General features: G+C 57.6%; 18 protein-coding genes and 1 pseudogene. 10 read left to right on the top strand and 9 right to left on the bottom strand.

The window, feature by feature from the left end; genetic code table 11:
* Positions 1-978 precede the first annotated feature (978 nt).
* Positions 979-1,704, bottom strand: a complete 726-nt coding sequence (locus APT59_RS22740) for a hypothetical protein (protein WP_059315486.1) — start codon at positions 1,702-1,704, stop codon at positions 979-981.
* A 119-nt stretch (positions 1,705-1,823) separates the two neighbouring features.
* A complete protein-coding gene (locus APT59_RS14375) occupies positions 1,824-2,189 on the bottom strand; it encodes a Ref family recombination enhancement nuclease (RefSeq protein ID WP_237140522.1) in 366 nt (121 codons plus the stop codon).
* 1,659 nt (positions 2,190-3,848) lie between these two features.
* On the opposite strand from APT59_RS14375, the gene APT59_RS14380 reads away from it, so the two are divergent.
* Together APT59_RS14380 and APT59_RS14385 are read left to right on the top strand one after the other, a co-directional pair.
* Complete coding sequence (locus APT59_RS14380; protein WP_059315488.1) at positions 3,849-4,046, top strand: hypothetical protein; 198 nt, start codon at positions 3,849-3,851, stop codon at positions 4,044-4,046.
* A gap of 75 nt (positions 4,047-4,121) precedes the next feature.
* The gene (locus APT59_RS14385) at positions 4,122-4,844 is read left to right on the top strand and encodes a Crp/Fnr family transcriptional regulator (protein WP_059315489.1); all 723 of its coding nucleotides are present in this window, start codon (positions 4,122-4,124) and stop codon (positions 4,842-4,844) included.
* Positions 4,845-4,978: 134 nt separating this feature from the next.
* Here APT59_RS14385 and APT59_RS14390 read toward each other — a convergent pair whose 3' ends face one another.
* The 3 genes from APT59_RS14390 to APT59_RS14400 form a co-directional block, all read right to left on the bottom strand.
* The gene (locus APT59_RS14390; RefSeq protein ID WP_059315490.1) at positions 4,979-7,075 is read right to left on the bottom strand and encodes a putative bifunctional diguanylate cyclase/phosphodiesterase; all 2,097 of its coding nucleotides are present in this window, start codon (positions 7,073-7,075) and stop codon (positions 4,979-4,981) included.
* A gap of 1,986 nt (positions 7,076-9,061) precedes the next feature.
* Entirely contained in the window at positions 9,062-9,256 is a 195-nt protein-coding gene (locus tag APT59_RS14395; protein WP_059315491.1) for a hypothetical protein, read from the bottom strand.
* 246 nt (positions 9,257-9,502) lie between these two features.
* The gene (locus APT59_RS14400) at positions 9,503-9,961 is read right to left on the bottom strand and encodes a hypothetical protein (RefSeq protein ID WP_059315492.1); all 459 of its coding nucleotides are present in this window, start codon (positions 9,959-9,961) and stop codon (positions 9,503-9,505) included.
* Between the two features lie 632 nt (positions 9,962-10,593).
* On the opposite strand from APT59_RS14400, the gene APT59_RS14405 reads away from it, so the two are divergent.
* The 5 genes from APT59_RS14405 (at position 10,594) to APT59_RS14425 (ending at position 16,849) form a co-directional block, all read left to right on the top strand.
* Positions 10,594-10,974 carry a histone-like nucleoid-structuring protein, MvaT/MvaU family gene (locus APT59_RS14405; protein ID WP_059315493.1) on the top strand — a complete coding sequence of 127 codons (381 nt, stop codon included), beginning with the start codon at positions 10,594-10,596 and terminating at the stop codon, positions 10,972-10,974.
* Between the two features lie 307 nt (positions 10,975-11,281).
* Complete coding sequence (locus tag APT59_RS14410; RefSeq protein ID WP_059315494.1) at positions 11,282-11,725, top strand: hypothetical protein; 444 nt, start codon at positions 11,282-11,284, stop codon at positions 11,723-11,725.
* Entirely contained in the window at positions 11,718-12,350 is a 633-nt protein-coding gene (gene imuA, locus APT59_RS14415; protein ID WP_059315495.1) for a translesion DNA synthesis-associated protein ImuA, read from the top strand. Before APT59_RS14410 ends, imuA begins: the two co-directional genes overlap by 8 nt.
* A 12-nt stretch (positions 12,351-12,362) precedes the next feature.
* Positions 12,363-13,778 carry a Y-family DNA polymerase gene (locus APT59_RS14420; protein ID WP_059315496.1) on the top strand — a complete coding sequence of 472 codons (1,416 nt, stop codon included), beginning with the start codon at positions 12,363-12,365 and terminating at the stop codon, positions 13,776-13,778.
* A complete protein-coding gene (locus APT59_RS14425; protein ID WP_059316911.1) occupies positions 13,775-16,849 on the top strand; it encodes an error-prone DNA polymerase in 3,075 nt (1,024 codons plus the stop codon). The genes APT59_RS14420 and APT59_RS14425 overlap by 4 nt, the downstream gene beginning before the upstream one ends.
* A 42-nt stretch (positions 16,850-16,891) precedes the next feature.
* Here APT59_RS14425 and APT59_RS14430 read toward each other — a convergent pair whose 3' ends face one another.
* From APT59_RS14430 to APT59_RS14445, 4 genes are all read right to left on the bottom strand, one after another.
* On the bottom strand, positions 16,892-17,662 hold the full coding sequence (locus tag APT59_RS14430; RefSeq protein ID WP_059315497.1) for an IclR family transcriptional regulator: 771 nt from the start codon (positions 17,660-17,662) through the stop codon (positions 16,892-16,894).
* Positions 17,663-17,764: 102 nt separating this feature from the next.
* Entirely contained in the window at positions 17,765-19,084 is a 1,320-nt protein-coding gene (locus APT59_RS14435) for an MFS transporter (RefSeq protein WP_082696366.1), read from the bottom strand.
* An 85-nt stretch (positions 19,085-19,169) separates the two neighbouring features.
* Complete coding sequence (locus APT59_RS14440) at positions 19,170-20,372, bottom strand: CaiB/BaiF CoA transferase family protein (RefSeq protein ID WP_059315498.1); 1,203 nt, start codon at positions 20,370-20,372, stop codon at positions 19,170-19,172.
* Positions 20,369-21,310 (bottom strand): hydroxymethylglutaryl-CoA lyase, encoded by a 942-nt coding sequence (locus APT59_RS14445; RefSeq protein ID WP_059315499.1) that lies wholly within the window; start codon positions 21,308-21,310, stop codon positions 20,369-20,371. The genes APT59_RS14440 and APT59_RS14445 overlap by 4 nt, the downstream gene beginning before the upstream one ends.
* A 328-nt stretch (positions 21,311-21,638) precedes the next feature.
* Here APT59_RS14445 and APT59_RS14450 point away from each other — a divergent pair, with 328 nt between their 5' ends.
* The 3 genes and pseudogenes from APT59_RS14450 to dnaE2 form a co-directional block, all read left to right on the top strand.
* Complete coding sequence (locus APT59_RS14450; protein ID WP_059315500.1) at positions 21,639-22,571, top strand: SMP-30/gluconolactonase/LRE family protein; 933 nt, start codon at positions 21,639-21,641, stop codon at positions 22,569-22,571.
* Positions 22,572-22,668: 97 nt separating this feature from the next.
* The gene (locus tag APT59_RS14455; RefSeq protein ID WP_059315501.1) at positions 22,669-23,955 is read left to right on the top strand and encodes a CitMHS family transporter; all 1,287 of its coding nucleotides are present in this window, start codon (positions 22,669-22,671) and stop codon (positions 23,953-23,955) included.
* Between the two features lie 26 nt (positions 23,956-23,981).
* Positions 23,982-24,338, top strand: a pseudogene (gene dnaE2, locus APT59_RS22240) (error-prone DNA polymerase); the annotation flags it as partial.
* Positions 24,339-24,456: the final 118 nt, after the last annotated feature.

Consider the following 24,456-nt stretch of genomic DNA (forward strand, 5'->3'; position numbering starts at 1 on the left):
CGGGGATTTCGCGCGGCTCTTGTTTTAGAGCAGGCATAAAAAAGCCCGCCTCAGTGGGCGGGCTTCAAAGTCGTCTGCATCTTCTATACGCACAAAATTGGCAAGATAGGGAAATAATTGCTCAAACGCTCGCTACCGTCGAGCGGCAATATGACCCAGTAGCCCTTCTTCTGTTACCACGGTGTTAGTACGACTAAGCGCCTGGGTCACTAGATCCTCGCAGCGCTTACCGATGCCACCGCACCACCGGCGGCACGTCTGCTCGGGGCGTGCATCCGGGTCCCAGCTGTTCATGTAGTAGCATGCTTTGAGCGAGACGACTATGTCTGTGGATCGGTGCCATTCTACCCGCGTAGCTCAGGGATCGGCCAGGCAGTGGCCGCCTTCCATACAAACAGCCGTGGCGCTGGTTACTCAGGGCGCGGGATCAGGAATCCATGGCATCGACCTTGCGTGCCTTGCCCGTGCTGTACTTGGCCACCAGTCCAGTCCAGTCCAGTGACGATAGCTGATGGTGTAGCGGAGCGTGCAGCAGGTAGTCCAAGTCGCGCTGCTCCTGCGGGCTAAGGCCGCTGCCAGATTGCACTTCCAGGTGGCCGGCGTCATAGAGCTTCTGTCAGGCCTGCTTGCTGGTGTTGTCGATGATCTGGGCGGACAGGCAGCGGACGACTGCACTTAGGATGTCACGGTAATGCTTATGGTGAGTCTCCGGTGCGATGCGTGCCGTGCGGGCCGCGGCGGTTGCTCGATTCGTCGTGCTGCATCCACTGCAGGGTGGCCAGCAGCTGTTCCAAGTGCAGGAGGCGGTGGCTCAGGGTGAAGACCAGATCCTCTACGGGCAGCGCCTGGCCAGGGGTGTAGTCGACCCAGCTGGTACCAGCACAGGCGTCGCACGCCCTCTCGTAGATGACGCCTTTGGTGACGCCTCCCCTGTGACCTATCACGCAACGCGAAATCAGCTTCACCTTCCGGGTGAGGTCAGGGCCGTGCTACTTGCGCATTAGTCCTTCGGTCGATCTCCTCAATGATCAGGACCTTCTCGCTCTGGGCGCGTGACATGTCACGCTGGTTTTTTTCCTGCGCCGCTCTGTCGATGGTGCTGCTGTCTTTCCAAGACAGGAACCGGTCATCCTGACCTCGACCAGAGCGCAGACCCTGGGCGGTAGATATACGGACGAAGCATTGGCTGCGCTGCTCCTCCAATACGCGGCACCTTCGGCGCAGCTCATCGTCCGTAGCAGTACCCATGCGAAGCGCAGCAATAGCGTGTATTTCGTCGACAAGCTCCTGAGCGTTATCAGGAGCAGCTACGTGTGCCTTGTCGAGGTGGCTTGGCAGAACGACTAGGGACCGCCCCAAGATCTGGGCGGCTATGTCGTGGATCGTGTGCTGCATAGTGATCACTGGATGACCTCGATTCTGGGTAGGCGCAAATAAGCGGTGATGGCTAGGCGCATCCTCAAAGCCAACGCAGACCCAAGCCAAGAAACCTGCTTCGCTCAGATGGTCCAGGGTCTCACGCTGCACCGGGGAAACAGTGCTCTTGTGCACACGGTTCAGCTTGAACCCAATCCGCGTACCGAAATAGCCGCAGCGCGCTAGATCGATGCAGATGTCAGGGATGCCAACCGTTACGCCCTGCCCCTGTAACTTCTTAGCCGTAGTCGCGTCGCGTTTGCCGCCTTTAGGGACGTGGTAGATCACTTTCGGGTACTGCAGGTCGAGCCAGTCGAACAGTTGCTTTTGCTCAATGGCTTCCCTGTCATTCCGGCGGGTCTTTGGGCGCGAATAGCGCGGCGGGGCTCAGGGCATGAGGGCGGCGGTCATGCAGCACCCGCTTTGGCCAGCAGCCCATGGCAGCGCTGCAGCAGCTTGTCTTGGGCATCGTAACGGTTCTCGAATCGGCGCTTCCAAGGGTGGATGGCAATCAGGCCGGGCATGCCGGTTCCATCCTGATGGCGGCTAGCGCGCAGCGGTAGCAGGCGCAGGTGGGCGCCGGACCAGGCGCGACCTTCGATGTGGTGGATGCTCACGAGTAGGTTCAGGCGGCCATCCAGCCGACGTGCGATGCAGCCCAGGCTGGACACAGCATTATGGAAGCGCTTTTCCGCGGCGCTAAGTGTCTTACCCTTCATCGCCATCGACCAGGAGGTTACCGATCGCGCGGCGTGGTGCCGGGGCCGGCGCATTGCGCTCGCGCTCCACCGACTGGGCAAGCTCCTGCTCGCGGAAGTGGATATGGGCCTCGGTCTGCTGGATCTAGGGGTCCGTGACGGAGCCGCGATTGAATCCCTGGTCATAGGCCAGGCGGCGGGCTTCGGTCATCTTTTGCTTGGTGAACATCATGCTACGTCGGCCTCCGGCCAGATGATGCGAGCCGAGGTCAGCGCATCGTCGCGGGTTACTTGGGCGCCGACCATTGCGAACGGCGGTCGGCCAGGGAATAGAACGAACCAGCAGGGCTTCATGCGGCACTTCGACGAGTGCTTTCCCACTCGAACAGGACGAAGCCGCCACCCTCGCGGAGCCGGTCAGCAGTGCGTTCGCCTACGCTCGCCTCGAACTTGGCAGCCGAGAGGGACGGTCGGCTTCATCTCCTCGTAGCGCTTGTACACCACTTCAACGATGCTCATGCGCTCGAAGTCGTTGTCACGACTGGCGCCTAAATCATCGATAACCAGTAGGACTGGCCTGGGGCGGCAGGACTTCTACATCGAGGAGCGTGTACTCCCGATCTGGAACTTGCATAAGGCATAGCCAGCGCGAAGACAGCGTCCATAGTTCTCGGTCTGCATCCACGGACGACTTTGCTGCTGACTAGCGTAACCGTCATCTTGGCGCTGATTGCTAAGCCAGGCGCGAGGCCCACCGGTCGGGCATGGAAGGAAAAAAACGATAATGAGCAGTCTAAGGAAAAGCCAGAAGTGAAATCCGTGGAGACGGTGAGTTGTGGCACGGAAAATTTTGAGGTCGAGAAAAAGCGTCGCCTACGTTGGTATCCTGCTGTTCATCGCAGTTGCAGGAACGGTCGTCATTGTAGTTTTGCCGTTCTTCCTATTTGATTATTGGTAGAGCGCACACCCGCGGAGGCGCTGCCCGGACATGCTGAATCCCACAGCTATCACTGGCGCTAGAGCGGTTTCTTGCGGGATACTCACTACCCTATTGGAATAGAAGCACAGGAGGTGCTCATGGTCCTTACGGTACGGTTTCAGCTCAGGCTCACCAACTTGGAAGCGGATTTGGTCAATCGTTTTGCTGAAACGCTTCAAAATCGCTCACGCCGCTGACCTCAAGCTCTAGGTTCAAACCGATCTTGAGCAAGCCCTCACTGACGCAGGCAAACTCAGCAAAGAACAGGAGTTTTGTCTTGCATGGGCTCGTACCAACTGTCCAGACCTATATACCAAGGAGTGAATGAAGATGACGGACTCTCTCGTCGGGCGTGACCCCTATAAAGCGCTTCCTATCGTAGACGGCCCTGTTCAAGGCCAAACCCATGCTTGGCCACACCGCTCATTCCAAGTGGACTCATCTCCAGGAAGCCTTGGATCACTTCCCTCTATCGTTACCTATCACCTAAATCAGCATCAACACCTCGGCTGGGTTTGGTCGCTAGCGCAGCCATCCTGACACCACTTGAACAGGGGCGTACTGGTACAGATATAAATGGCGATTAGGCATCCTTTGAGGCAATCCTCCAGTGGGTCGAGGCCTGAAAAGTGGATTTCCTTGCAGTAGTGCTTAACGGGCCCTGAAAGATGCTGAGCGAAGGCATCGGTCGTATCTCACTTCGCCTTTTGCGAGCCACACAGCAAGATCGCTGAAACAGGCACGAGGAAGCCGTTATGCTCGCCTATTTCGTCGTTTCACAAAGTTCGGGCAATATCATCCAGGTCACCCGGCGCGACGTCAGGCCGGCGGACTCCGCAACCGTCACCATCCTTAAGGCGTCGCCCAGCGAGCTGGATCGCTACGAGTCTGCACACGCCCGCGGTCAAAACCTGATCAACATCGCCGATACGAGTCGTCCCAGCAGCACCTGAGGCCAAGGGAGCATGCGTGGGTGACGCCAGGCGTATAGTGACGGCTCAATCCGACCGCACTGCCGAAGAGAAGCTATGCCCGAAGACTCCAAGCCGCAACGCAATAGCTTGTTGGCTGCTCTACCTGACGACGTCCAGCAACGGCTCTCTTCGCACCTGGAGCTCGTCCATCTGGCGCTGGGTCAGGTGCTCTATGAATCTGGTGAGTCCGTACGCTACGTCTACTTCCCCACCGACTCGATCGTTTCGCTGCTCAACGTGATGGAAAACGGCGCCACGGCGGAAATCGCCGTGGTGGGTAATGAAGGCTTGGTGGGTATCTCGCTGTTCATGGGCGGAGAGAGCACACCTAGCCGCGCCGTGGTACAGAGCGGCGGCTATGCGTATCGGCTGCAAGGTCAGCGCCTAACGGAAGAATTCGATCGACATGGTGACATGCTGGTGCTGATGCTGCGATATACCCAGGCACTGATCACCCAGATGTCGCAGACCGCTGTCTGCAACCGCCACCATTCGATAGACCAGCAGCTGTGCCGTTGGCTGTTATTGTCGCTGGATCGTCTGCCTGGCGATCAGCTGAACATGACCCAGGAATTGATCGCCAACATGCTCGGCGTACGTCGCGAAGGGGTCACCGAGGCCGCGGGCAAACTGCAGCGCCAGGGCATTATCGAATACAGCCGCGGCCACATCACGGTACTCGACCGTAAGCAACTCGAACAGCTGAGTTGCGAATGCTATGCCGTAGTGAAAAAGGAAACCGATCGCCTGCTGTCATATCTGCCGATACGCAGTTAAGACACGTACAGCCCTTGCAGCGTGAATGGATCGTCAACATGCCTGTAGGCAAAAACGCCCATCACACATCCAGTCTGACTGTCCGAGCCGGTGCCACGACCCAGCGCATTATGCCCAGAGCATTTCTGGAGAGATCACGCTGTAGACAAGCGCTGCTGGCTAAGAAAGTAGGACATATCCATGGCCTCCAAGGGTTTACTGAAAAAAAACCCTTGGGCCTGATCGCATCCGCTATTCATAAAAAAATCTGCTTCGGCAGAGGTTTCTATGCCTTCAGCTATCACCGTGAGGCCTAGGCTTTTCGCCATTGAGAGCATGGCACCGACCACCGCCTCCCTGCCGCTATCCAATTCGATATCATGAACAAATGACCTGTCTATTTTTAGAAAATCAAAGGGCATACGGGTCAAGTATGAAAAGCTCGAATAACCGGTACCAAAATCATCGAGTGCAAGCAAAACGCCCGCCTCTTTCAGCACCTCCAACCTTATCAAGCATTCGCTCAAATCCTTTATAAAAATCGTCTCCGTTACTTCTAGCTGCAGTAGACCCGGATCCAGCTTACAATCGCGCAAAACCGTAGAAACGTAGTCTGCGTAGGAGTCGTCTTCCAACTCCAACGCCGACACATTGACGGCGATTTTGATCTCCCCTAAACCCAGCGACTTCCATTGGCCTATTTGGGTACAGGCTTCCTTTATCGCCCACCGACCTAACGCCACCACCAATCTCGTCGCCTCAGCGACGGGAATAAAACTATTTGGCGCAACTTCTCCCAAAGCGTCATTGCGCCATCTCATCAACGCTTCAACACCTACAACCGCACCGTTCGAAAGATCGATCTTAGGCTGGTAGACAAGCCTGATCTCGTTAAGATCGATGCACTGACGTAGACCCTCCTCGATTTTCTGCCGCTCCTGGGCCTGAGCGCCTATTTCATTACTAAAGAAGGTATACCCGTTTCGGCCGTTCTGTTTCGTCCGGTACATGGCAGTGTCAGCTTGCGCAATGAGCGAATCTATATCGACATGTTCTTGCGGAGAAAACCCTATACCCATACTGATCGTAATATGAATTTCTTGATGATCTATCAAATAAGGTTCATTGCAACTAGATATGATTTTTTTCGCGACTTTCTCGGCAGCTTCGCGACTCTTGAGTCCTGCGAGCAATACTAAAAACTCATCGCCTCCCTGTCTGCTTACCGTATCTTCCTCCCGCACACATCCCGACAGTCGAGCAGCAACCGAAACCAGAAGCTTATCGCCCACCGAGTGGCCAAAGGAATCGTTTATCCCTTTGAAGTTATCCAAGTCTAGAAAGAGTATCGCGACGTTTGAATGGTTCCTAACGGCGGATCGCAATGATTGTGCTGCCCTGTCACGGAACAACAGGCGATTGGGCAGATGGGTCAACTGATCATGCTCCGCCAGATAAGTCATCTTGGCCTTCATGGCGCGCTCCATCGAGACATCATGGAATACGATGACAGCCCCCGTTACAGCCCCCTTCTCATCGATCATTGGCGCGGTGGAGTCCTCGATGTCTATTGATCCACCGTTACGCCTCAGGAGGACAGCGCCTGCACTCAATCCTGTAGGTGCTAGCTTACTCAGCGCCAGTTCTACCGGATGAGGTATATCGCCAAATGCCCCATCAAGCTTGACTTTCATGACGTCGCTAACGGGCTTCCCTTTTGCCAACTCTTTCGGCCATCCCGTCAGCTTCTCAGCGGCGGGATTGATATATTCAACCTTTCCTTCACCGTCAGTACCTATGACTCCGTCACTGATGGAATCCAGGGTGATCTTTGCTCTCGACAGAGCGCTATTGCGTACGCGGTATCCTTCAGAACCTGTCCAAACGTCTTGTAACACCTGTATCAGGAGGCGAGGATGGGATAACTCATCACCTATATAGATATGCGCGCCTTCTTGAAGGGCGAAATCTACACGTGCGCGGAATGACTCCGACCCTAAAAGCAGAACAGGAATAGGAGAGCTTTTTTTGGCGGCGGCGCTCAAGAGCTCTAGGATTTTAACGGGCTTCAGGACGCTCTTTGTCAGTACCAGGACAATAACATCTGGCTTCTCTTCACCCTTGAGCGCCTCGAGCGCAGAGCCAACACTATTAAATTGGGAAACACCAAAGACAGTAGACGTAGAACCAAGGCTTTTTATGAATCCAGTGGCTCGTGCCTTCGTAGAAACAACCATCAGATTGACGTCCATCACCACCTCTGTCTGGCCAGCCTGTTTTAATATATCCACCGCACAATGAAGCCATGAATCACGTAGCGCGTTCGACTGAATCTATCTATAAAATAACGATCATCAAATTATATTAAACCAAACAAACCCCTAATATCTGCAATACATCCAGGACCTCACGCGCATCCTGGCACGGAGTCAAGAGCACCATTGTGTGGAGCACCCACTAAAACCCTGCAGTCTACTTTTTTAAAAATCGGATTTTTTTAAAAAAATCAAAGACACTGCTACTAGGAGGCCGTCGAAACGAAATAATAACCTAGGTATCCCCTTCGCAATCTAAAGCCGCTCAGAACCCTTTAGGGACTTCGATTATCGCCAACAGGAGGGAGAGCTACTTTTCTATTATCAGAGAGATACTCAGGTCATCCAAAACGGTCCTCTACCAAGAATCAAAAACAAGACTGGACAACAGTACCAGCAAGACCACGCCGATCAGCAAAAAATACAATATACCTTCTGTAGACGTTGAATCTTTTAGCATATCTTCCTTATCAACCTATACGCGTGCCACACGCAACGCGTGAAGTCACAAAACAACCAAATGCAACAAATACTGCAACCATTGGCATTCGCATTTAATTCATAGCGGCGCAAATACCCAGCCACGAATACGGCTAGAAAATCGCATCTACAGCAATGCTGTCGACCACTACCATTGGCAGGAACAGCTAAATCTTCCAGACAGGATCAGCCCTGCATCCAATCGTATTCTTACAAAAGCACACCAAGCATTCCAAGTGAAGGACACTTGGCTGCCACACGCCTTCATGGGCCATTTTTAATTATTGATCCGCCCTCTACATCAAGAGCGGAATGCCTATGAGCGCCCTATCCATTACGCCGCGCCGATAAAACTAGGCAATAAGAGGGAATCCCTTCCCACCCTTGACAGCGCCATCTAATTCCAGCCAACGAAGCCATTCACCGACGCCTTGGACCTGTTATGCCCAAGCCTTCGTGCCAATTACAGACTCGCTATAATCAAATTCTGCACCCAAGGGCATGCGTTCAGTACTCACGGTATATCTTAAGCTGCATTATAAGTGCAAAAAAGGGAGTTTTCCGCTACTCATATTTCCCTGCTTTCAGTGACGCAAGCGGCAAACTTGAATGCAGCGTTCGGCATCTGGACCTTGGATATCTGACCCACCAGACCCTGGTCATTACGACAGCTATGAGAATGATGCGCCCCACGGCAAGGCTTGTCGGTGAACAGCTGAGAGTCAGACAGCCGTAGCCCGCCCGTCTCGCTATCCGTGGTAGTGCTTGAGCTCGAGGAGTCGACGTCCTTTGAGGGGATTCAGGGAGATCAAAGCTTCGGAAAGAGCTAGATGCCATTACCGAATAGGTCAATCGCCTGGCACGCCTACCAAAGCCTATCGGTAAAACGCCCACTCCCCAAAAATCAACCAGCGCATCGACAGGATGAGCAGTAAAGAAAAGCGGCTCTTTATTACCAAAAAAAGTGACTGATTCAGTTCGCCACGCTAGGGAACCAACTTGTCGTTCCTGTCAGCTGTTATTGAACGGTCCGACAGTTCTCGTTGGCGCCGCTTCGCCATTTTCTCTAAACGTAATTCAGCATTCCTGGTTTGCGTTTCTTCCAGGGTAGGTCGTAAATCTTCCGGTCGCGCTCCGGCGTTTGTCCGAGTGTTGGATTTATCATCCATCTATGTTCTCCTGTAAGCGGCATTCGCCTACATCAGAAGTGTTACGATGCTCGCCGTTCAGTGGCCACTATTACCAGCGGTCTAAAGCCACACAGTGACTGGGGACCGGATGCCTTTCGGCACACGCTCTCGCGTCCGGATCCCGCGGGTCAGCGAGCCCTGGCAAGAGCCAGGCATTACCTAGACGGCCGAGGGGATGCACAGCTTGCAGTACCCCTGCAGATCGACTGCCCACAACGACCTCCCCACTCCAGATCTGCCTTAACGGTATCGATCACATCAGCAATTGGGCCAAGCACGCCATTAGGCCAGTCAGAGCAATGCCGCCGATCACGGGTAAGAGGATCCAGAACGGGTTCTTCTGTTGCCTACGAAATCGCATCGACTTGGCGAGTACGGCACTCACCTTGGCCTGGGAGGCATCGATGCGACGGCGCGACTCAGCGCGGGCTTGAGCATGAGTATTCACGATCGACTCCTTTAGCGGCAGCGGCCTCCGCAGTCTTTTTGAAGAACGGAGACCGGTTGATAGTGCCTCCCGCCAAAATTGACTATTAGCCGGGAGATCCAACGCTTACGCCGGTGTCGACTTGACGATCTCTATCGGAGAACTGACCGCCTACTCGCGGTCTGCTAGCCAACAAGCTGGCACTTGAGCACATCCTGTTCCGGTGCCATGCGACACATTATCCAATCGCGGGTGGCGGCGCGCGGGCTACACTACGTGTAGACCCGCCAGTTCCACGGTTTCAGCACTGAACGCTGTCGGATGGCGATTTACGATAGCTTCGAAGATACTCCGCATCACCGCATCGGACTCGAAATCGGTGCGACACCGAAGCAGACCGGAATGGGAGACGCTGCGCTGCACTGCGGCAATTAGCCCACCAGCGCAGAGGCTCTTGATGATGTTATGCGGTAAACGCCCCGAGCGGCGCAACGTCGTTACGGCCTCGGCGAGGACATCGAGAATCTCCTCCTCCGCGGCTGAGAAGGGTCCCGTACCAAGCCTGCCTTTTTTCAGCAAGTAGCGGCGGGCCAGATTAAGCGCATGATGATCCAACTCGGCCTGGACCCTTGTGTTCATAACGCCACGCGCTTTAAGGCTGCTTTCCAGTGCGATGAGATAATCCCAGTTGAGGGACTGAGAAATCTGTGCGACGACACGATCCATAGTGACTGTCCATGCAAGAGCTAGCCTCAATGGCAGTCTGATAGCATCCGATAAGTATCGTTCCCGACCGTCCGTCTCGACACACGGAGGCCGTCATAACCCTGGAGCGTACTGACCTCTCGCTCCGCCTCCGAGCCAGATCTTTCGATCTCTCCGCTCCCAACACGGATTAGTTTAGCGAAGCACCGGGATTGAAGCGGGCGGACCTACGTCGTAGTAATGTCATGAACCGCCATCTCGGATTGCACAAGGACGAAGCTTAAAGATGCGTTTATAGAAAATTATGGAATGAAGATGTGTCTAGCTCATACGCGGTTGCCAAAAAACTATTTATTAGCAATTGGCTGGAATGCCAGAGTTTAAGGCGAGTACGCAATCATTCCAGGTAATGGCCATAGAAGATCGTATCAGCTTAGAGCACATTGGTAGACGTTCGGACGTCGGGGGTTCGACACGCTGATCAGGACAGCGATCCATCGCACCAAACTATACTTAATCTATCGAAGCCTACCGCTGATCAGCAACACCGCCATCTATTAAAACACGGGAAAAATTATTTCATCTTTGCTATAGCCATTTACAGATGAAAAAAGCTATAACGGCAGCTACTGACTAATCTGGAGGAGATCACAATGTCCTTGATCCAAGAGTACCGTCAAACCGAAGCTGCCATTGAAGAATTGAAGCAACGCTTGGAACAGTTGAACACTGATGAGCGTCTGCAGAAAGAGCTCGAGTTCGAAAAACAGCTACGTGCCCTGCTAGGCGAACACAACAAGTCGCTTCGCGACGTCATTGCCGTTCTGGACACAGAAGCCGGCATCAAAAGCACCGATCGCAGGAGTAACTCTGCCGCTGCAGCACAGCAGCGGCGGCCCCGCTCGTTGAAACGCTATAAGCACCCAGAAACTGGCGAAGTCATCGAAACTAAGGGTGGCAACCACAAGATACTGAAAGCCTGGAAAGCTGAGCACGGCGCCGACGTAGTCGAAGGCTGGCTTCAGAGCGAGTAATCACCTCCCAGCGCCGCATCAAGCATGCGACTCATACCAAGGTTGAGTCGCTGCACTATCAGTACTTCTGATGTTCCCGTAGGGAAAGCTCAACGCATCAGTAGTCGCCGCTTCGCTTCTACCGTTCGTCGGTGTCAAGCTTGCTGGGAACCCTTTCGCTGATTACTGTCTATCCATACAGTACCCTGAAAGGAGGTTTTCCCCATGTCCATTTCGCGCCCCATCCCTCGTCTCTGCCACGGTTGTCCCGGTCGTTCTGTCGAGTACCAGAAGGTCATGGCTTCAGGGATTGAGCAGGTGGGCCGCTATGGACATGCTTGGTGATGAGCAGGACACCTTCGAACAGCAGCAGTCCCTCTTCCGTCCTACGGAGCTGATGTACTGCCGCAACCTTGTTGATCTGCTGACTGAAGAACTGGACCAGGTGCGTCAGTGCTTGGGGCAAGCCCAGCGCGCCAATCGGATTTTGGTCGCTGAGCGGGATGTCCTGACGGCGGAGGTACAGCGCCACCGACTGCGCTACGTCCAGTTCGTACAGGAAGAGAACCAACGCCACGTGCCACGGGGTGACCGGCTCATTCCGGACGACCGCGGCGACCCACTCTCGCGTGCCCAGTGTCATATCCTGCGGCTGGAGTCGATGAACTCCATCCTGCACGCAGACCTCTTCAAGGTACGCGCGCAGCTGCAGATCCTGCTTACCGAACGAGACAGCACGCCGTCGGCGCCGACGGGGGTGCAGCATGGATAACGCCGCCACCAATGTCGTTGCGCTTGACTCCCTGCTAGACAGTCGCCGCGTATGGCGCGGGCAGAGTCCTCACGTCGACGATGCCAGCACCCAGCCAACCGGGCACGCCTCGCTCGACGCCCAACTGCCCCTTGGTGGTTGGCCTGATGCAGCGCTCACCGAAATCCTGAGCGAGCGACCGGGCCTGGGTGAGCTGACCCTCGTGTGGCCAACACTGGCGCGCCTTACTACCGCCGGCGAACGCGTCGTGCTGATCGCCCCTCCCTACCTGCTCTACCCGCATGCGTGGCTGCAGGCCGGCGTTGATCTTAGCCGGCTGAGCGTCATTCAGGTCCAGGGCAAGGACGTGCTGTGGGCGGCAGAGCAGTGCCTGCGCTCCGGTAGCTGCGGAGCAGTGCTCTGCTGGCCAAGCCGGGCGGACGATCGCGCGCTGCGCCGACTGCAGGTTGCTGCAGAGACGGGGCAGACCCTTGCCTTTGCGTTCCGCCACCAGCGGGAAGCCGTCAATGCCTCACCTGCAGCGCTTCGCCTGGTGCTCGAGGGTTCGCCTCAGCAGCTGCGGGTGCTCAAGTGCCGCGGCGGCAACCCACCGGCGACTGCGCTGGCGTATCAGGTCTGGCATTGAGGGACGACCGCCATGAAATGGGCCTGCATTTTTTTCCCGCAGTTCGCGTTGGACGGTGTGCTGCGCAACTGTCCTGACCCAGACGAACCCCTGGTACTGCTCCACGGGCCTATCCAGCGCAGGATCATCAAGGCGGCGAACCCGGCGGCGTTGGCGCTGGGGGTCCGGCCGGATATGACCTACACCGCTGCCCAAGCAATCTGCCCGCGGTTTGCGACGGTGGAGTACGACGAGGCGGCGTTGCGGCGCCAGCACGAGCTGCTCGCAGCCTGGGCCTATGGCTTCAGCTCCCAGGTCAGCCTGCACTTTGCCGACGCCTTGGTGCTTGAGGTGCAGTCGAGCCTGCCGCTCTTCGGCCCATGGCCCAGGTTTGAATCGCGCCTGCGCCAGGAGCTCACGGCGCTCGGCTTCGGCCATCGGATCACCCTGGCACCCAACCCGGTCGCTGCCCGGGTGTTGGCCAACGCCGGCGACAGCCTGGCAGTTCGGGACGACGCAGGCCTAGCCAGCGCGATGCGGACGCTGCCGGTGGCGCTCTTGGGCTTCGAGCCAGAGATCGTGCAGACCCTGAGTCGCATGGGGCTACGTCAGCTCAGCCAGGTGCTGGCGCTGCCCCGGGCGCAGCTTGCCCGACGCTTCCCCCTGAGCCTGCTCAACCACCTCGATCAGATGCTCGGCAGCAAGGTCCTGCCCATGGAGTTTTTTCTGCCACCGACCACCTTCACGCTCCGCATCGAGCTCAACTTCGATGTCGAGTCGACCCAGGCGCTGCTGTTCCCGCTGCGTCGCCTGACCTCGGATCTGGCCACATACCTCGCCGGCCGGGATATGGGGGCGCAACGCTTCACCCTGCGCCTAGAACATCGCGAGGCGCCGACAACCGAGATCGTTGTGGGTCTGCTGGCACCCGAGCGTGACCCGGCGCTGTTGTTCGAATTTGCCCGGGGCCGTCTGGAGCCCACCCAGGTGGTTGAGCCAGTGCTTGCCATCGGCCTGGTCGCCGACGAGCTACCCTCGTTCGTCCCTCAGCACCGCGGCCTCTTCGATGAGCGTCCGCAACAGACCATGAGCTGGGAGCAGCTGCGCGAGCGACTTCGGTCGCGCCTGGGCGACGACGCGGTCTATGCGATCGGCGCCCAGGGCGATCACCGGCCGGAGCGGTCCTGGCGGCGCGATACGCCTTCGCTTGCACTCCAAGCATTAGGACCGAATCGGCGGCCTGGCTGGCTGCTGCCGGCGCCGGAGCCTCTGGATGTCGATCAGCCACGCGTCCTAAGCGGGCCGGAGCGTATCGAGAGTGGCTGGTGGGACGGTGAGGATGCCCGTCGGGACTACTACGTGTTGGAGCTCGCCGACGGACGCACGGCCTGGGCCTTCCAATCGCCAGCCGAAGGGCCGGGCTGGTGGGTGCAGGGGTGGTTTGCGTGACACCCGGCTATGCGGAGCTGCACTGCCTGTCGAACTTCAGCTTCCAGCGCGGTGCCTCCAGCGTCGATCAGCTGTTCGAACGGGCCAAAGCCATGGGCTATGAGGCGCTGGCCATCACAGACGAGTGCACCCTCGCCGGCATCGTGCGCGCCTGGCAGGCGTCGGAGAAGCACGACGTCCGGCTGATCCTGGGCGCGGAGTTTCAAGTGGCTCAGGGCCCCAAGCTGGTGCTGCTGGTAGAAGACCTGCAGGGGTACCAGCAGCTGTGCCGGCTGATTACCCTCGCCCGCCGGCGTGCGGATAAGGGCAGCTACCGGCTGCTGCGCGAGGACCTCGGCCAGGTCGCCGGCCTCGTCGCGCTTTGGGTACCGGAGCGGGGAGCGGAGGCGGAGGCAACGCGCTGGCTCTTGGAGGTGTTTCCCGACCGGCTATGGATCGCTACGGGGCTGCACTTCGATCAGGACGACCAGGTGCGGCTGCAGCAGCTTCAAGGGCTGGGGGCGGCCTTGGGCCTACCGCTGGTAGCCGCTGGCGACGTGCACATGCACTGCCGCGGGCGCCGGGCCCTGCAGGACACCATCACCGCGATCCGCCATCACGTCCCGGTAGCTGAAGCCGGCCAGCTGCTCTTTCCGAACGGGGAGCGTCACCTGCGCACTCGTGAAGCCTTGGCGAGGTGCTATCCGCCCGAGCTACTGGCGGAGACCCTGCGCGTCGCCGAGCGCTGCACCTTCAGTCTGGCCGAGCTGCGCTATCAATACCCCAGCGAGGTGGTACCGGAGGGTCATACGGCCACCAGCTGGCTGCGTGTGCTCACTGAGGAGGGCTGTGCATGGCGCTGGCCCGAGGGCGTCTCGGATCGACTGCGCGTCCAGATTGAGAAAGAGCTGCAGCTGATCGCCGTCAAGGCATACGAGAGTTACTTCCTGACGGTGCACGACATCGTACGCTTCGCACGGCAGAAGGGAATCCTCTGCCAGGGTCGGGGCTCGGCCGCCAACTCGGCGGTCTGCTTTGCACTGGGCATTACCGAACTAGATCCAACCCGGATCAATCTCCTGTTCGAGCGTTTCATCAGCCATGAACGCGATGAGCCGCCGGACATCGACGTGGACTTCGAGCATGACCGGCGGGAAGAGGTCATCCAGTACATCTTCCGCCGTTACGGCCGGCAGCGCGCCGCGCTCACCGCAGTGGTATCCACCTATCACGCTGCCGGCGCCGTCCGAGACGTGGCCAAAGCCCTGGGTCTTCCCCCGGATCAGATCACAGCGCTTGCAGACTGCTGTGGCCGCTGGACCGACAATCTGCCGCCACCGGCGCGCCTGCGTGAGTCGGGGTTCGATCCTGATAGTCCCCTCATTCACCGGATCCTAGTGCTCACCGGTGAATTGATCGGATTCCCGCGCCACCTCTCCCAACACCCGGGCGGTTTCGTCATCGCCGACCAGACGCTGGATACCCTGGTGCCGGTCGAGAACGCGGCCATGGAGGGTAGGACGGTCATCCAATGGGACAAGGACGATCTCGATGCGATGGGCCTGCTCAAGGTCGACATCCTCGCCCTGGGCATGCTCAGCGCGCTGCGCCGGTGCTTCGACCTGGTCAAAGCTTACCGGGGCAAGGAACTGACCCTGGTGACCGTGCCTCAAGAGGACAAGCCGACCTACGCGATGATCAGCCGGGCGGACACGCTTGGCGTGTTCCAGATCGAGTCGCGTGCGCAGATGGCCATGCTGCCGCGGCTGAAGCCGCAGACCTTTTACGACCTGGTGATCGAGGTGGCTATCGTCCGGCCGGGCCCCATCCAGGGAGGGATGGTTCACCCGTACCTGCGCCGGCGGACGGGCCAGGAAGAGATCAGCTACCCGCCGGAGCTGGAGCGCGTCTTCGGCCGGACCCTGGGTGTGCCCCTGTTCCAGGAACAAGTGATGGAGCTTGCCATCCTTGCCGCCGACTACACCCCGGGGGAAGCCGATCAGCTGCGGCGCAGCATGGCGGCGTGGAAGCGTCATGGCGGACTGGAGCCACACCGGGAGCGGCTCACCTCACGCATGCGCGCTAACGGCTACACCGCCGAGTACGCCGCGGACATCTTCCGGCAAATCGAGGGGTTCGGCAGCTACGGTTTTCCCGAATCCCATGCGGCCAGCTTCGCCCTGCTGACCTACGCGAGCTGCTGGCTCAAATGCCACGAACCGGCAGCTTTTGCTGCGGCGCTGATTAACTCCTACCCCATGGGTTTCTACAGCCCAGACCAGATCCTGCAGGACGCCCGGCGCCACCGGTTGCAAACCCTGCCGGTGGACGTGACCTGCAGCGACTGGGATTGCAGCCTCGAGGCTGTCGCGGATAGCCGGCAACCCGCCATCAGGATGGGGCTGCGCATGGTGCGAGGCCTGGCCGAGAAACACGGCCGCGCGGTCGAACAGGCTCGCAGGCAGCAACCGTTTCGAGATATCACAGATCTGTGCCTACGTGCCGGTCTTGATGCCAAAGCACGCGAGCACCTCGCCGATGCAGGAGCGCTTAAGGGGTTGGCTGGTCATCGCTTCCAAGCACGATGGGCAATGGCCGCAATCGAGCCACAGCTTCCGCTTTTCGCTGAGGGCGCAGTCGTTGTAGAGGAGATCCAGGAACTGGTCGCTCCCACCACGGGTGAAGACCTCCATTCCGACTATGCCTCGTTGGGTACTACCCTAGGCCCCCATCCTCTTACCCTGCTCCGCCCCGAATTCATGGCTCAGCGTCTTATGAGCTCTCGTGACCTCAAGGAGCGACGCCACGGTCAGCCAGCGCGGATCGCCGGACTGGTTGTCGGTCGGCAACGCCCAGGCACTGCCAGCGGTGTGACCTTCGTAACGCTGGAAGATGAATTCGGGATGGTGAATGTGGTGGTCTGGCGCACCCTGGCGGAGCGTCAGCGACGGGAGCTGGTCGCGTCTCAGCTGATGCGTGTGGATGGCACCATTGAGACGCGAGATGGGGTGCTGCATGTGGTGGCGGGTAGGCTGCAGGACATTAGTGAGCTATTACAGGGGCTGGATACACGCAGCCGCGATTTCCACTAGGGACTTTACCCTTGTTATAACCAGGCCAAGTGACCGTGCTGGCTATTTCTTACGTGCCAGCCTATCAGCAGCTTGGTCTAAACATCCGCTTTCCCCACCCAATGCTCTCGTGGCCTTTGCAGATGCCCGGAGCAACAATTCGCTTGCATGAACCACTTGCTTATCTGCGAGGCGATCAACAGGCCCCGACAGGGTCAGAGCACCTTGCAAAAGTTGGCCGGGCCCAAAGACAGGGACGGATACCGCGGCGATTTCCGGGTCTCGCTCGCCCGAGGAGGATGCCCAATAGCACTCAGCAACGTCAGGCAGGTCACTAGCGGCCTTGTGCCCAAACACTCTAAGCACCTTTCCGGATGCACCTACGGCTAACGGAAAGCGATCGCCCTCGTGTACCGATACCTTGATGGCGCGCTTGGGCTCAACGCGAAAAAGCACGACTCTGCTCTCTCCTTCCTCGACGTAGAAGGAGGAGGTTTCTCCTGTTTCGTCCGAGAGATCCTGCAACAGAGGATAGAGGATGTCGCGTAGACGAAAGGACGTCTGGTAAAGGTTGGCCAACCGTGACGGCTCATGACCGATGGTGAACTGTCCATCTGCCAATCGCCGGATAAATCCTGCTTTTTCGATGGAGCTAACCAGGCGCAGGATCGTGCTCTTGTACAGCCCCGTGCGCCGGGCAAGCTCCGCCAGCGTTAGGACAGGATGATCGGCGTCGAACGCGCCCAGTATCGCGAAAGCGCGGTCGACGGCAGCGACGCCTTCGGAACTGCCACGGGCAGAGGAATCGGTTTGTTCGAGATCGGCAGGGGTCATAGGCTCTATCGGGAGCAATCGTTCAAGGGCGCGGAGCAATGCTCCAGATTCGCTCCAGTGTAGCCGCTGGAGCGAATCGGCAGCCAGAACGACGTTCTACCCTCAATCTTCGCGAAGGAATAATTTCAGTGACCCCGCCAACAGGGCCGCAGCGAAAAGAATGCAGCCCATGACCATCAAGCCTGCGGTAAAGGATTGAGTTTGCTCCTTCAGGTAGCCCATAAGGTAGGGGCCAACAAATCCACCAAATGCACCGATCGAGTTAATGAGTGCGATACCGCCCGCAGCTGCCTGACCAGTTAGGAATTTGGCAGGCAAGGTATAGAAGATCGTCTTGGCTGAGATGGTGCCGACCATCGCCAGGGTGATGCCGATAAGCGCCGGTACCAAGGCATTCATGTTCAGCGCGAAGATCAGCGCCAGGCCGCCGAGTACGAGTGCTACGACAAGGTTGAAAATCCCCTTGCCGGTACGATCAACGTGTTTGGCCCAAATCAACAGCCCCAAGGTAGAGAAAAAATAGGGGATGGCTGCGATCCAACCAATCATTCCGAACTCGACCCCCTGGCTCTTGAGCATCTGTGGCAACCAGATACCAATACCGTAAGTGCCAAGGGTGAAGCTGAAGGTGATCAGACTGAGAATCCAGACCCGAGGATCTTTCAGCGCATCGCGAAAACCGTGGTTCTTCTCAGACTTGGTTCCTTCGCTAGCAACCATTTCCTTCAAGGCTTCCCGCTCTTCAATCGACAGCCATTTTGCTTCGTCTGGGCGATTGGCTAGTAGACGCAGGGTGATGAAGCCGAGCACGCAGGCTGGCAGCCCTTCAATGATGAACATCCATTGCCATCCTTCCAGGCCCCAAACACCGTGCATCTGCAGCAGCCAGATGGAAAGCGGCCCGCCTACCAAGAAGGAAACAGGCGTGGCTACCGTGAACCAGGCGAGCACCCGCGTGCGATAGCGGGCAGGAAACCACAGGGTGAGGAAGAAGATCACGCCGGGGAAGAAGCCAGCTTCGGCCACGCCCAATAGGAAGCGCACCACATAAAAGCTATAGGGGCCGACCACAAAAGCCGTAGCCGCGGCGGCCACCCCCCAGGTGATCATGATGCGCGCCATCCAGAGTCGGGCGCCGAAACGATACATCGCAAGGTTGCTGGGTACTTCACAGAGGCAGTAGCCGACGAACATGATGCCTGCCCCGAGTCCGAACTGGGCAGCCGTAAGGCCCAATGAACCCGTCATTTGCAAGGCGGCATAACCCACGCTGGTGCGATCTAGGTAGTTGAAGAAGTAAGCAAGCGCCAGCAGTGGAATCAGACGCCACGCAGCCTTGCGCATGGCACGACTCTGTAACTCTGTAGAAGCCTCTACCTGAACTTTAGAAGTCAGGTGGGCCGGTGCGGTGGTATTCACCATGACGATACCTCGTTGTTGTTCTTATAGGGTCTGTGGCTCATGAAGGGAGAGCGACGACAGACCGCGTTGCTGCCCCAGAGCTCACTCAGTCACCCCGGATAGTGCCGCCCCGCTCCAATCTTTCGATGTCTGCGGCGGTATACCCCAACTGCTCTAAAAGGCTTCTCGAATGGCTACCTAGCTCAGGAACGTCCAATCGGGTCCCGAAGCGTTCCCCATTCATTTCAATGGGCAGCATCGGCACTTTCACGGCCTCCCCACTAGGTAGCGAAACGTCAGCCATGCCTCCCGAGGCCAAGAGATGAGGATCGTCGACCAGATCCTGCGGTCGTTGAATGGGAGAGAACGGCAGACCAGCCTTTTCGCAAAGGGTCATGACGGTCTGCTTGTCGAGGCCATTGAGTCGCTCACGGATCCTGGGCAACAAAACATCACGCGCTTGAACACGCTGATTGTTGCGAGCCAATTCGGGATCCTGAGCCCACTCTGGGAAGTCGAAAGCCTCGCAGAAGGCCTGCCACTGGGTGTCACTCACAACACCCATGAATACTTGGGCATCCTCTTCACTGGTTTCGAACACGTCGTAAACTGCCCACGCGGAGATACGACTGGGCATTGGTGCTGCCGCTTTGCCGGTAACGGCCTTCTGCATCATGTGCTGGGCAACGAGGAACGCTGAGTTCTCAAACAGGCCCGTCTGAACAAACTGACCACGGCCGGTAGTACCGCGCTGTAGTAACGCTGCCAAAATGGAAATGGCGCTAAACATACCGCCCATGACGTCGTTGACCGAAGCGCCCGCACGCAATGGGCGACCTACCGGCCCCGTCATGTAGGCCAGGCCCGTCATCATCTGCACCACCTCGTCGAGCGCGGTACGGTTCTGGTAAGGGCCAGGGAGGAAGCCTTTCATCGAGCTGTAGATAATGTCCGGCTTGATCGCCTTTACCTGCTCGTAGCCAAGGCCCAGCTTTTCCATGGCGCCTGCCCGGAAGTTCTCCGTCACGACGTCAGCAGTAGCAATGAGCTTCTTCACCGCCTCCAGGCCTTCTGGAGACTTCATATCAACCGCAAAGCTCTTTTTGTTGCGGTTGTAGGTCATCCAGTAGCCGGCGCCAGACCCCATCAGCCGACGGGTGTTATCGCCCTCAGGTACGGGTTCGACCTTGATGACTTCTGCGCCCAAGTCCGCCAGAACCAAACCGCAGGTGGGGCCCATCACCATGTGAACAAACTCGATGACCCGAATGCCGGCGAGCGGCAGCGCTTTTTCCTCAAAATTGTTCATACAGCCTCCTGCGCATAGGTGAAATTCTTACCCACACCTGCGTCAGGGATGAAACCGTAAAGCGCCTCGCCAGGCAGTCCTTTAACCAACCATTCGCGCGCCGCTACCAGACGATCGATGTCGATGCCTGTGCGCAGCCCCATGGCTTCCAGGAGATACACCAGATCCTCGGTCACGATGTTGCCCGATGCGCCGGGAGCGTAAGGGCAACCACCCAGACCGCCTTGAGACCCGTCGAAGACAGTCACTCCGGCTTCCAGCGCCGCCACGACGTTCGCCAGTCCCTGACCTCGGGTGTTGTGGAAATGAGCGCTGCCGGCGCGTTGGCCGACTTCAATCCGAAGCTGATTGAACAACCGACGAACCTGGACGGGGGTGGCATACCCGACGGTGTCCGACAGGCCGATCTCGTCGACTCCGAGTTCGGCCATACGCGTGGCCATGCGCAGGCATTCGTCATCCGTGACCACGCCTTGGATCGTGCAACCGAAGGCCGTGGATAGACCGGCCTCGATCTGAATGTCGGGGTAATGCTCATCACGCAATGCAACAACGTCGCGAACCTCATCGAAGACCTGAGCGTGGGTCTTCCGAATATTGGCCAGGGAATGCGGCTCGCTCACGGAAATGGGGAGCGTGACTTTGTGTACGCCGGCAGAGAAGGCTGCTTGAGCGCCTTTGAGATTCGGAACGAGAGCCGTGACATAAAGGCCCGGCAGAGTCAGGGCATGGGCAACCACGTCAGCACAGTCCGCCATTTGCGGCAGCAGTTTCGGAGAAACGAAGGAACCTACTTCGATCTCTCTGATACCCGAAGCCGCAAGTGCGCTGATCCACTCACACTTGAGGTGGGTCGGCATCGTCGCCTTTACACTCTGCAAGCCGTCCCGAGGGCCGACTTCGCTCACGAGAATGTCATTTGGGTACAGATCGCTCACGGTGATTCTCCCTTGCGGTTGGGGAGCCCGAAGAACAGGACAGCAATCGAAACGACTCGAATTTTTATGCTTGTTCTGTCAGGCAGAATATCGTTCTGTTTAAAGTATCTTCACTTTTGATCTGCCCTGTCAACGGCACGAAAGGTCGTTCAGCGGTAGATGCCGGGCCTATCCGGCGGGGGTTGACAGCAGAGACGAATAGCGCATCATTGTTCTGTCCAAAGAAATACCGTTCTATTAGACAGAACAATTAATTTGACTAGATCCAGTGATTGATCCGCTCGGGCGCTACGAGTTGGAGACAAGCACGCTGGTCAGGAGAACTGTTATGAGCCTGTTTGCGCCGCCCAAAGAACGCTCTACCGAAGTGTTCACCCGTATGCCCGAAGAGTTTTGGCGTGACGGTGACTCCGACTGGGTTAGGGCCAACAAACCTGGCCAGCGGGTAGCAAACTTCTTGGAAGGGCCATCCTTTGATCGAGATGGGAATCTCTATGTGACGGACATTCCCTATGGCCGGATCTTCCGCATCTCTGCCAGCGGTGAGTGGGAACTGATCGTCGAATACGATGGCTGGCCGAACGGCTTGAAGATCCACCAGGACGGTCGGCTGTTCGTGGCGGACTACCGGAAAGGCGTCTTGGTCGTGGATCCTGTGAATGGTCGGATTGAGCCCTTTCTCACCCATAGGCGAAGTGAGAGTTTCAAAGGCGTCAATGACCTCTTCTTCGATGCTGACGGGTGCCTCTACTTCACCGACCAGGGGCAGACCGGTATGCACGACCCTAGTGGCAGAGTGTTTCGGTACGATCCCACCAGCACTCGTCTCGATTGCCTGCTGGACAACGGCCCTAGCCCAAACGGGCTGGTTCTAGATCTCGAAGAGAAGGCACTGCTCGTGGCCATGACACGCGGTAATGCCATTTGGCGGCTGCCGTTACAGGGCGATAGCCAGACATCGAAGGTCGGTGTGTTCGCCGCCATGGCGGGCGGCGTGAGTGGGGCTGACGGTCTAGCACTAGATAAGGCTGGCAGCCTTTATGTCTGCGACGCGGGCCACGGCTGCGTCTGGAGCTTCGACCGATTCGGTGTACCCCTCTACTGCTATCGCACGTGCACGAGCGGTCGCACGCTGACCAATCTGGCCTTTGGCGGGACTGACGGGCGCGAACTCTACATAACGGATTCGTCCACCGGCACCGTGCTCAGAACGGTCACAGAGCAAGCCGGCAAACCCTTGTTCTCCCACCGCGAAATCTAACTAGCCATCGCATCCGACGCTAGACCCTCCTGCCGTCCGCAATCCGCAGGCCGCTAGGTATCACCCTACAAATAAGAACCAATAAGAAGAGGGATCCATGCTGACCATCCTGAGCTACACCATGATCGTCTGTTTCATGTACCTGATCATGAGCAAACGGCTATCGCCCCTGGTCGCCCTGATTTTGGTGCCCATCGTGTTCGCCTGCCTGGGCGGTTTCGCCAATGGGCTTGGCCCCATGATGCTCAATGGCGTGAAGATGCTGGCACCCACCGGCATCATGCTGACCTTCGCCATTCTCTACTTCTGCATGATGACTGATGCTGGGCTGTTCAATCCTCTCATCAAGGTCATCCTGAAAATCGTGAAGGGCGATCCGCAACGGATCGTGCTCGGCACTGCGGTCTTGGGTACCTGCGTTGGCCTGGATGGCGATGGCGCGACTACCTACATCATCACCACCGCAGCGCTACTCCCGCTGTACAGGCGGACCGGTATCAGTCTGCAAGTCATGGCGACGGTGTTGCTGCTCACGATCGGGGTGATGAACATCCTGCCGTGGGCCGGCCCCTTCTCCCGGGCAGCAAGCGCCATGCATGTGGACATCACAGATCTCTTTATCGAGATGATTCCCATCATGGTGGCCGGGCTGGCCTGGGTCTGGTTCGTAGCCTTTTATCTGGGTCGCGCCGAGCGCAGTCGCCTAGGCACCATTAGTCTCGAAGACGGGGAAGGCCTAGAAAACTTTGTCGAGCAACGACTGAGTGATTGGCGCTTCCTGTTCAATGCCGTATTAACCATCACTCTGATTGCCCTGATGATGCTCAACGTGATGCCGTTGCCCATCCTCTTCATGGTCGCCTTTGCGCTTGGTCTGGTGGTCAACTTCCCAAGCATGAAGGCCCAAAAGGACGTCATCGGTACGCATGCGGCCAATGTGCTGGCAGTGACACTACTTATCTTTGCGGCTGGGATCTTCGTTGGGATTATGTCGGGTACCGGTATGGTGCAGGCGATCTCTGAAAGCTTGGTTGCCGTCATACCCGAAGCGGCAGGCCGCTACATGTCGACCTTCACCGCCTTCATCAGCATGCCTTTTACCTATGTATTGACGAACGACGCCTTCTACTTCGGCATCCTGCCCATCCTTGCGGAAACCGCGAACCACTATGGGCTGACTCCTCAAGAGATGGCTATTGCCTCGCTCATCGGTCAACCGGTGCACCTGCTTAGCCCGCTAGTGGCTTCGACCTATCTGCTTTGTGGCCTCCTGAACATAGACTACGGCGACAATCAGCGAGCTTCGATCGGTTGGAGCGTTGGGACGTGTCTAATCATGTTCGTTGTTGCCGTAGCGCTGGGTAAGATCAGCCTTATCTACTGAAAATTCGTAACCTATTCAGAGCTTAGATGGCGATGCTGCGAAGGCTGCGACCTCAGACCTTTTGCGATCTAGTGATCGAGGTGGTCGTCGTCCGGCCCGGCCCAGGGGGTATGGTGCATCCCTACCTCCGGCGCCGAAACGGTCAGGAGGAGATCAACTATCGACCCGAATTGGAGCGCGTCTTTGGCCGGACATTGGGTGTGCCCCTGTCTCAGGAGCAGGTAATGGAGCTTGCCATTCTGGCTGCCAACTACACCTCAAGCGAAGCCGATTAGTTGCGCCGCAGTATGCCGGCGTGGAAGCGCCATGAGGGCTTGGAGCCGCATCGAGAGCAGCTCACCTCGCGCATGCTCGCCAATGGTTACACCGTCGAGTATGCCGCGGAGCATCGCAGGACCTGCCACGCTAGAAGAGTTCGATCAGCTCGCAGAATGGATCAGCAACGGGGCGCGACCGCTTACAGCGGTAGTAAGACGTGGATAGCTGAGCAGCGGAATACAA

The sequence above is a fragment of the Pseudomonas oryzihabitans genome (genome assembly GCF_001518815.1).
In the GTDB taxonomy this organism is placed as follows: Bacteria; Pseudomonadota; Gammaproteobacteria; order Pseudomonadales; family Pseudomonadaceae; genus Chryseomonas; species Chryseomonas oryzihabitans_E.

Excerpts from the sequence above, each read along its gene's own strand:
- APT59_RS14375 (WP_237140522.1), bottom strand. The coding sequence starts at position 2,189 with ATGCGCCGGCCCCGGCACCACGCCGCGCGATCGGTAACCTCCTGGTCG.
- APT59_RS14380 (WP_059315488.1), top strand. The coding sequence starts at position 3,849 with ATGCTCGCCTATTTCGTCGTTTCACAAAGTTCGGGCAATATCATCCAG.
- APT59_RS14385 (WP_059315489.1), top strand. The coding sequence starts at position 4,122 with ATGCCCGAAGACTCCAAGCCGCAACGCAATAGCTTGTTGGCTGCTCTA.
- APT59_RS14390 (WP_059315490.1), bottom strand. The coding sequence starts at position 7,075 with ATGGACGTCAATCTGATGGTTGTTTCTACGAAGGCACGAGCCACTGGA.
- APT59_RS14400 (WP_059315492.1), bottom strand. The coding sequence starts at position 9,961 with ATGGATCGTGTCGTCGCACAGATTTCTCAGTCCCTCAACTGGGATTAT.
- APT59_RS14405 (WP_059315493.1), top strand. The coding sequence starts at position 10,594 with ATGTCCTTGATCCAAGAGTACCGTCAAACCGAAGCTGCCATTGAAGAA.
- APT59_RS14410 (WP_059315494.1), top strand. The coding sequence starts at position 11,282 with ATGGACATGCTTGGTGATGAGCAGGACACCTTCGAACAGCAGCAGTCC.
- imuA (WP_059315495.1), top strand. The coding sequence starts at position 11,718 with ATGGATAACGCCGCCACCAATGTCGTTGCGCTTGACTCCCTGCTAGAC.
- APT59_RS14420 (WP_059315496.1), top strand. The coding sequence starts at position 12,363 with ATGAAATGGGCCTGCATTTTTTTCCCGCAGTTCGCGTTGGACGGTGTG.
- APT59_RS14430 (WP_059315497.1), bottom strand. The coding sequence starts at position 17,662 with ATGACCCCTGCCGATCTCGAACAAACCGATTCCTCTGCCCGTGGCAGT.
- APT59_RS14435 (WP_082696366.1), bottom strand. The coding sequence starts at position 19,084 with ATGGTGAATACCACCGCACCGGCCCACCTGACTTCTAAAGTTCAGGTA.
- APT59_RS14440 (WP_059315498.1), bottom strand. The coding sequence starts at position 20,372 with ATGAACAATTTTGAGGAAAAAGCGCTGCCGCTCGCCGGCATTCGGGTC.
- APT59_RS14450 (WP_059315500.1), top strand. The coding sequence starts at position 21,639 with ATGAGCCTGTTTGCGCCGCCCAAAGAACGCTCTACCGAAGTGTTCACC.
- APT59_RS14455 (WP_059315501.1), top strand. The coding sequence starts at position 22,669 with ATGCTGACCATCCTGAGCTACACCATGATCGTCTGTTTCATGTACCTG.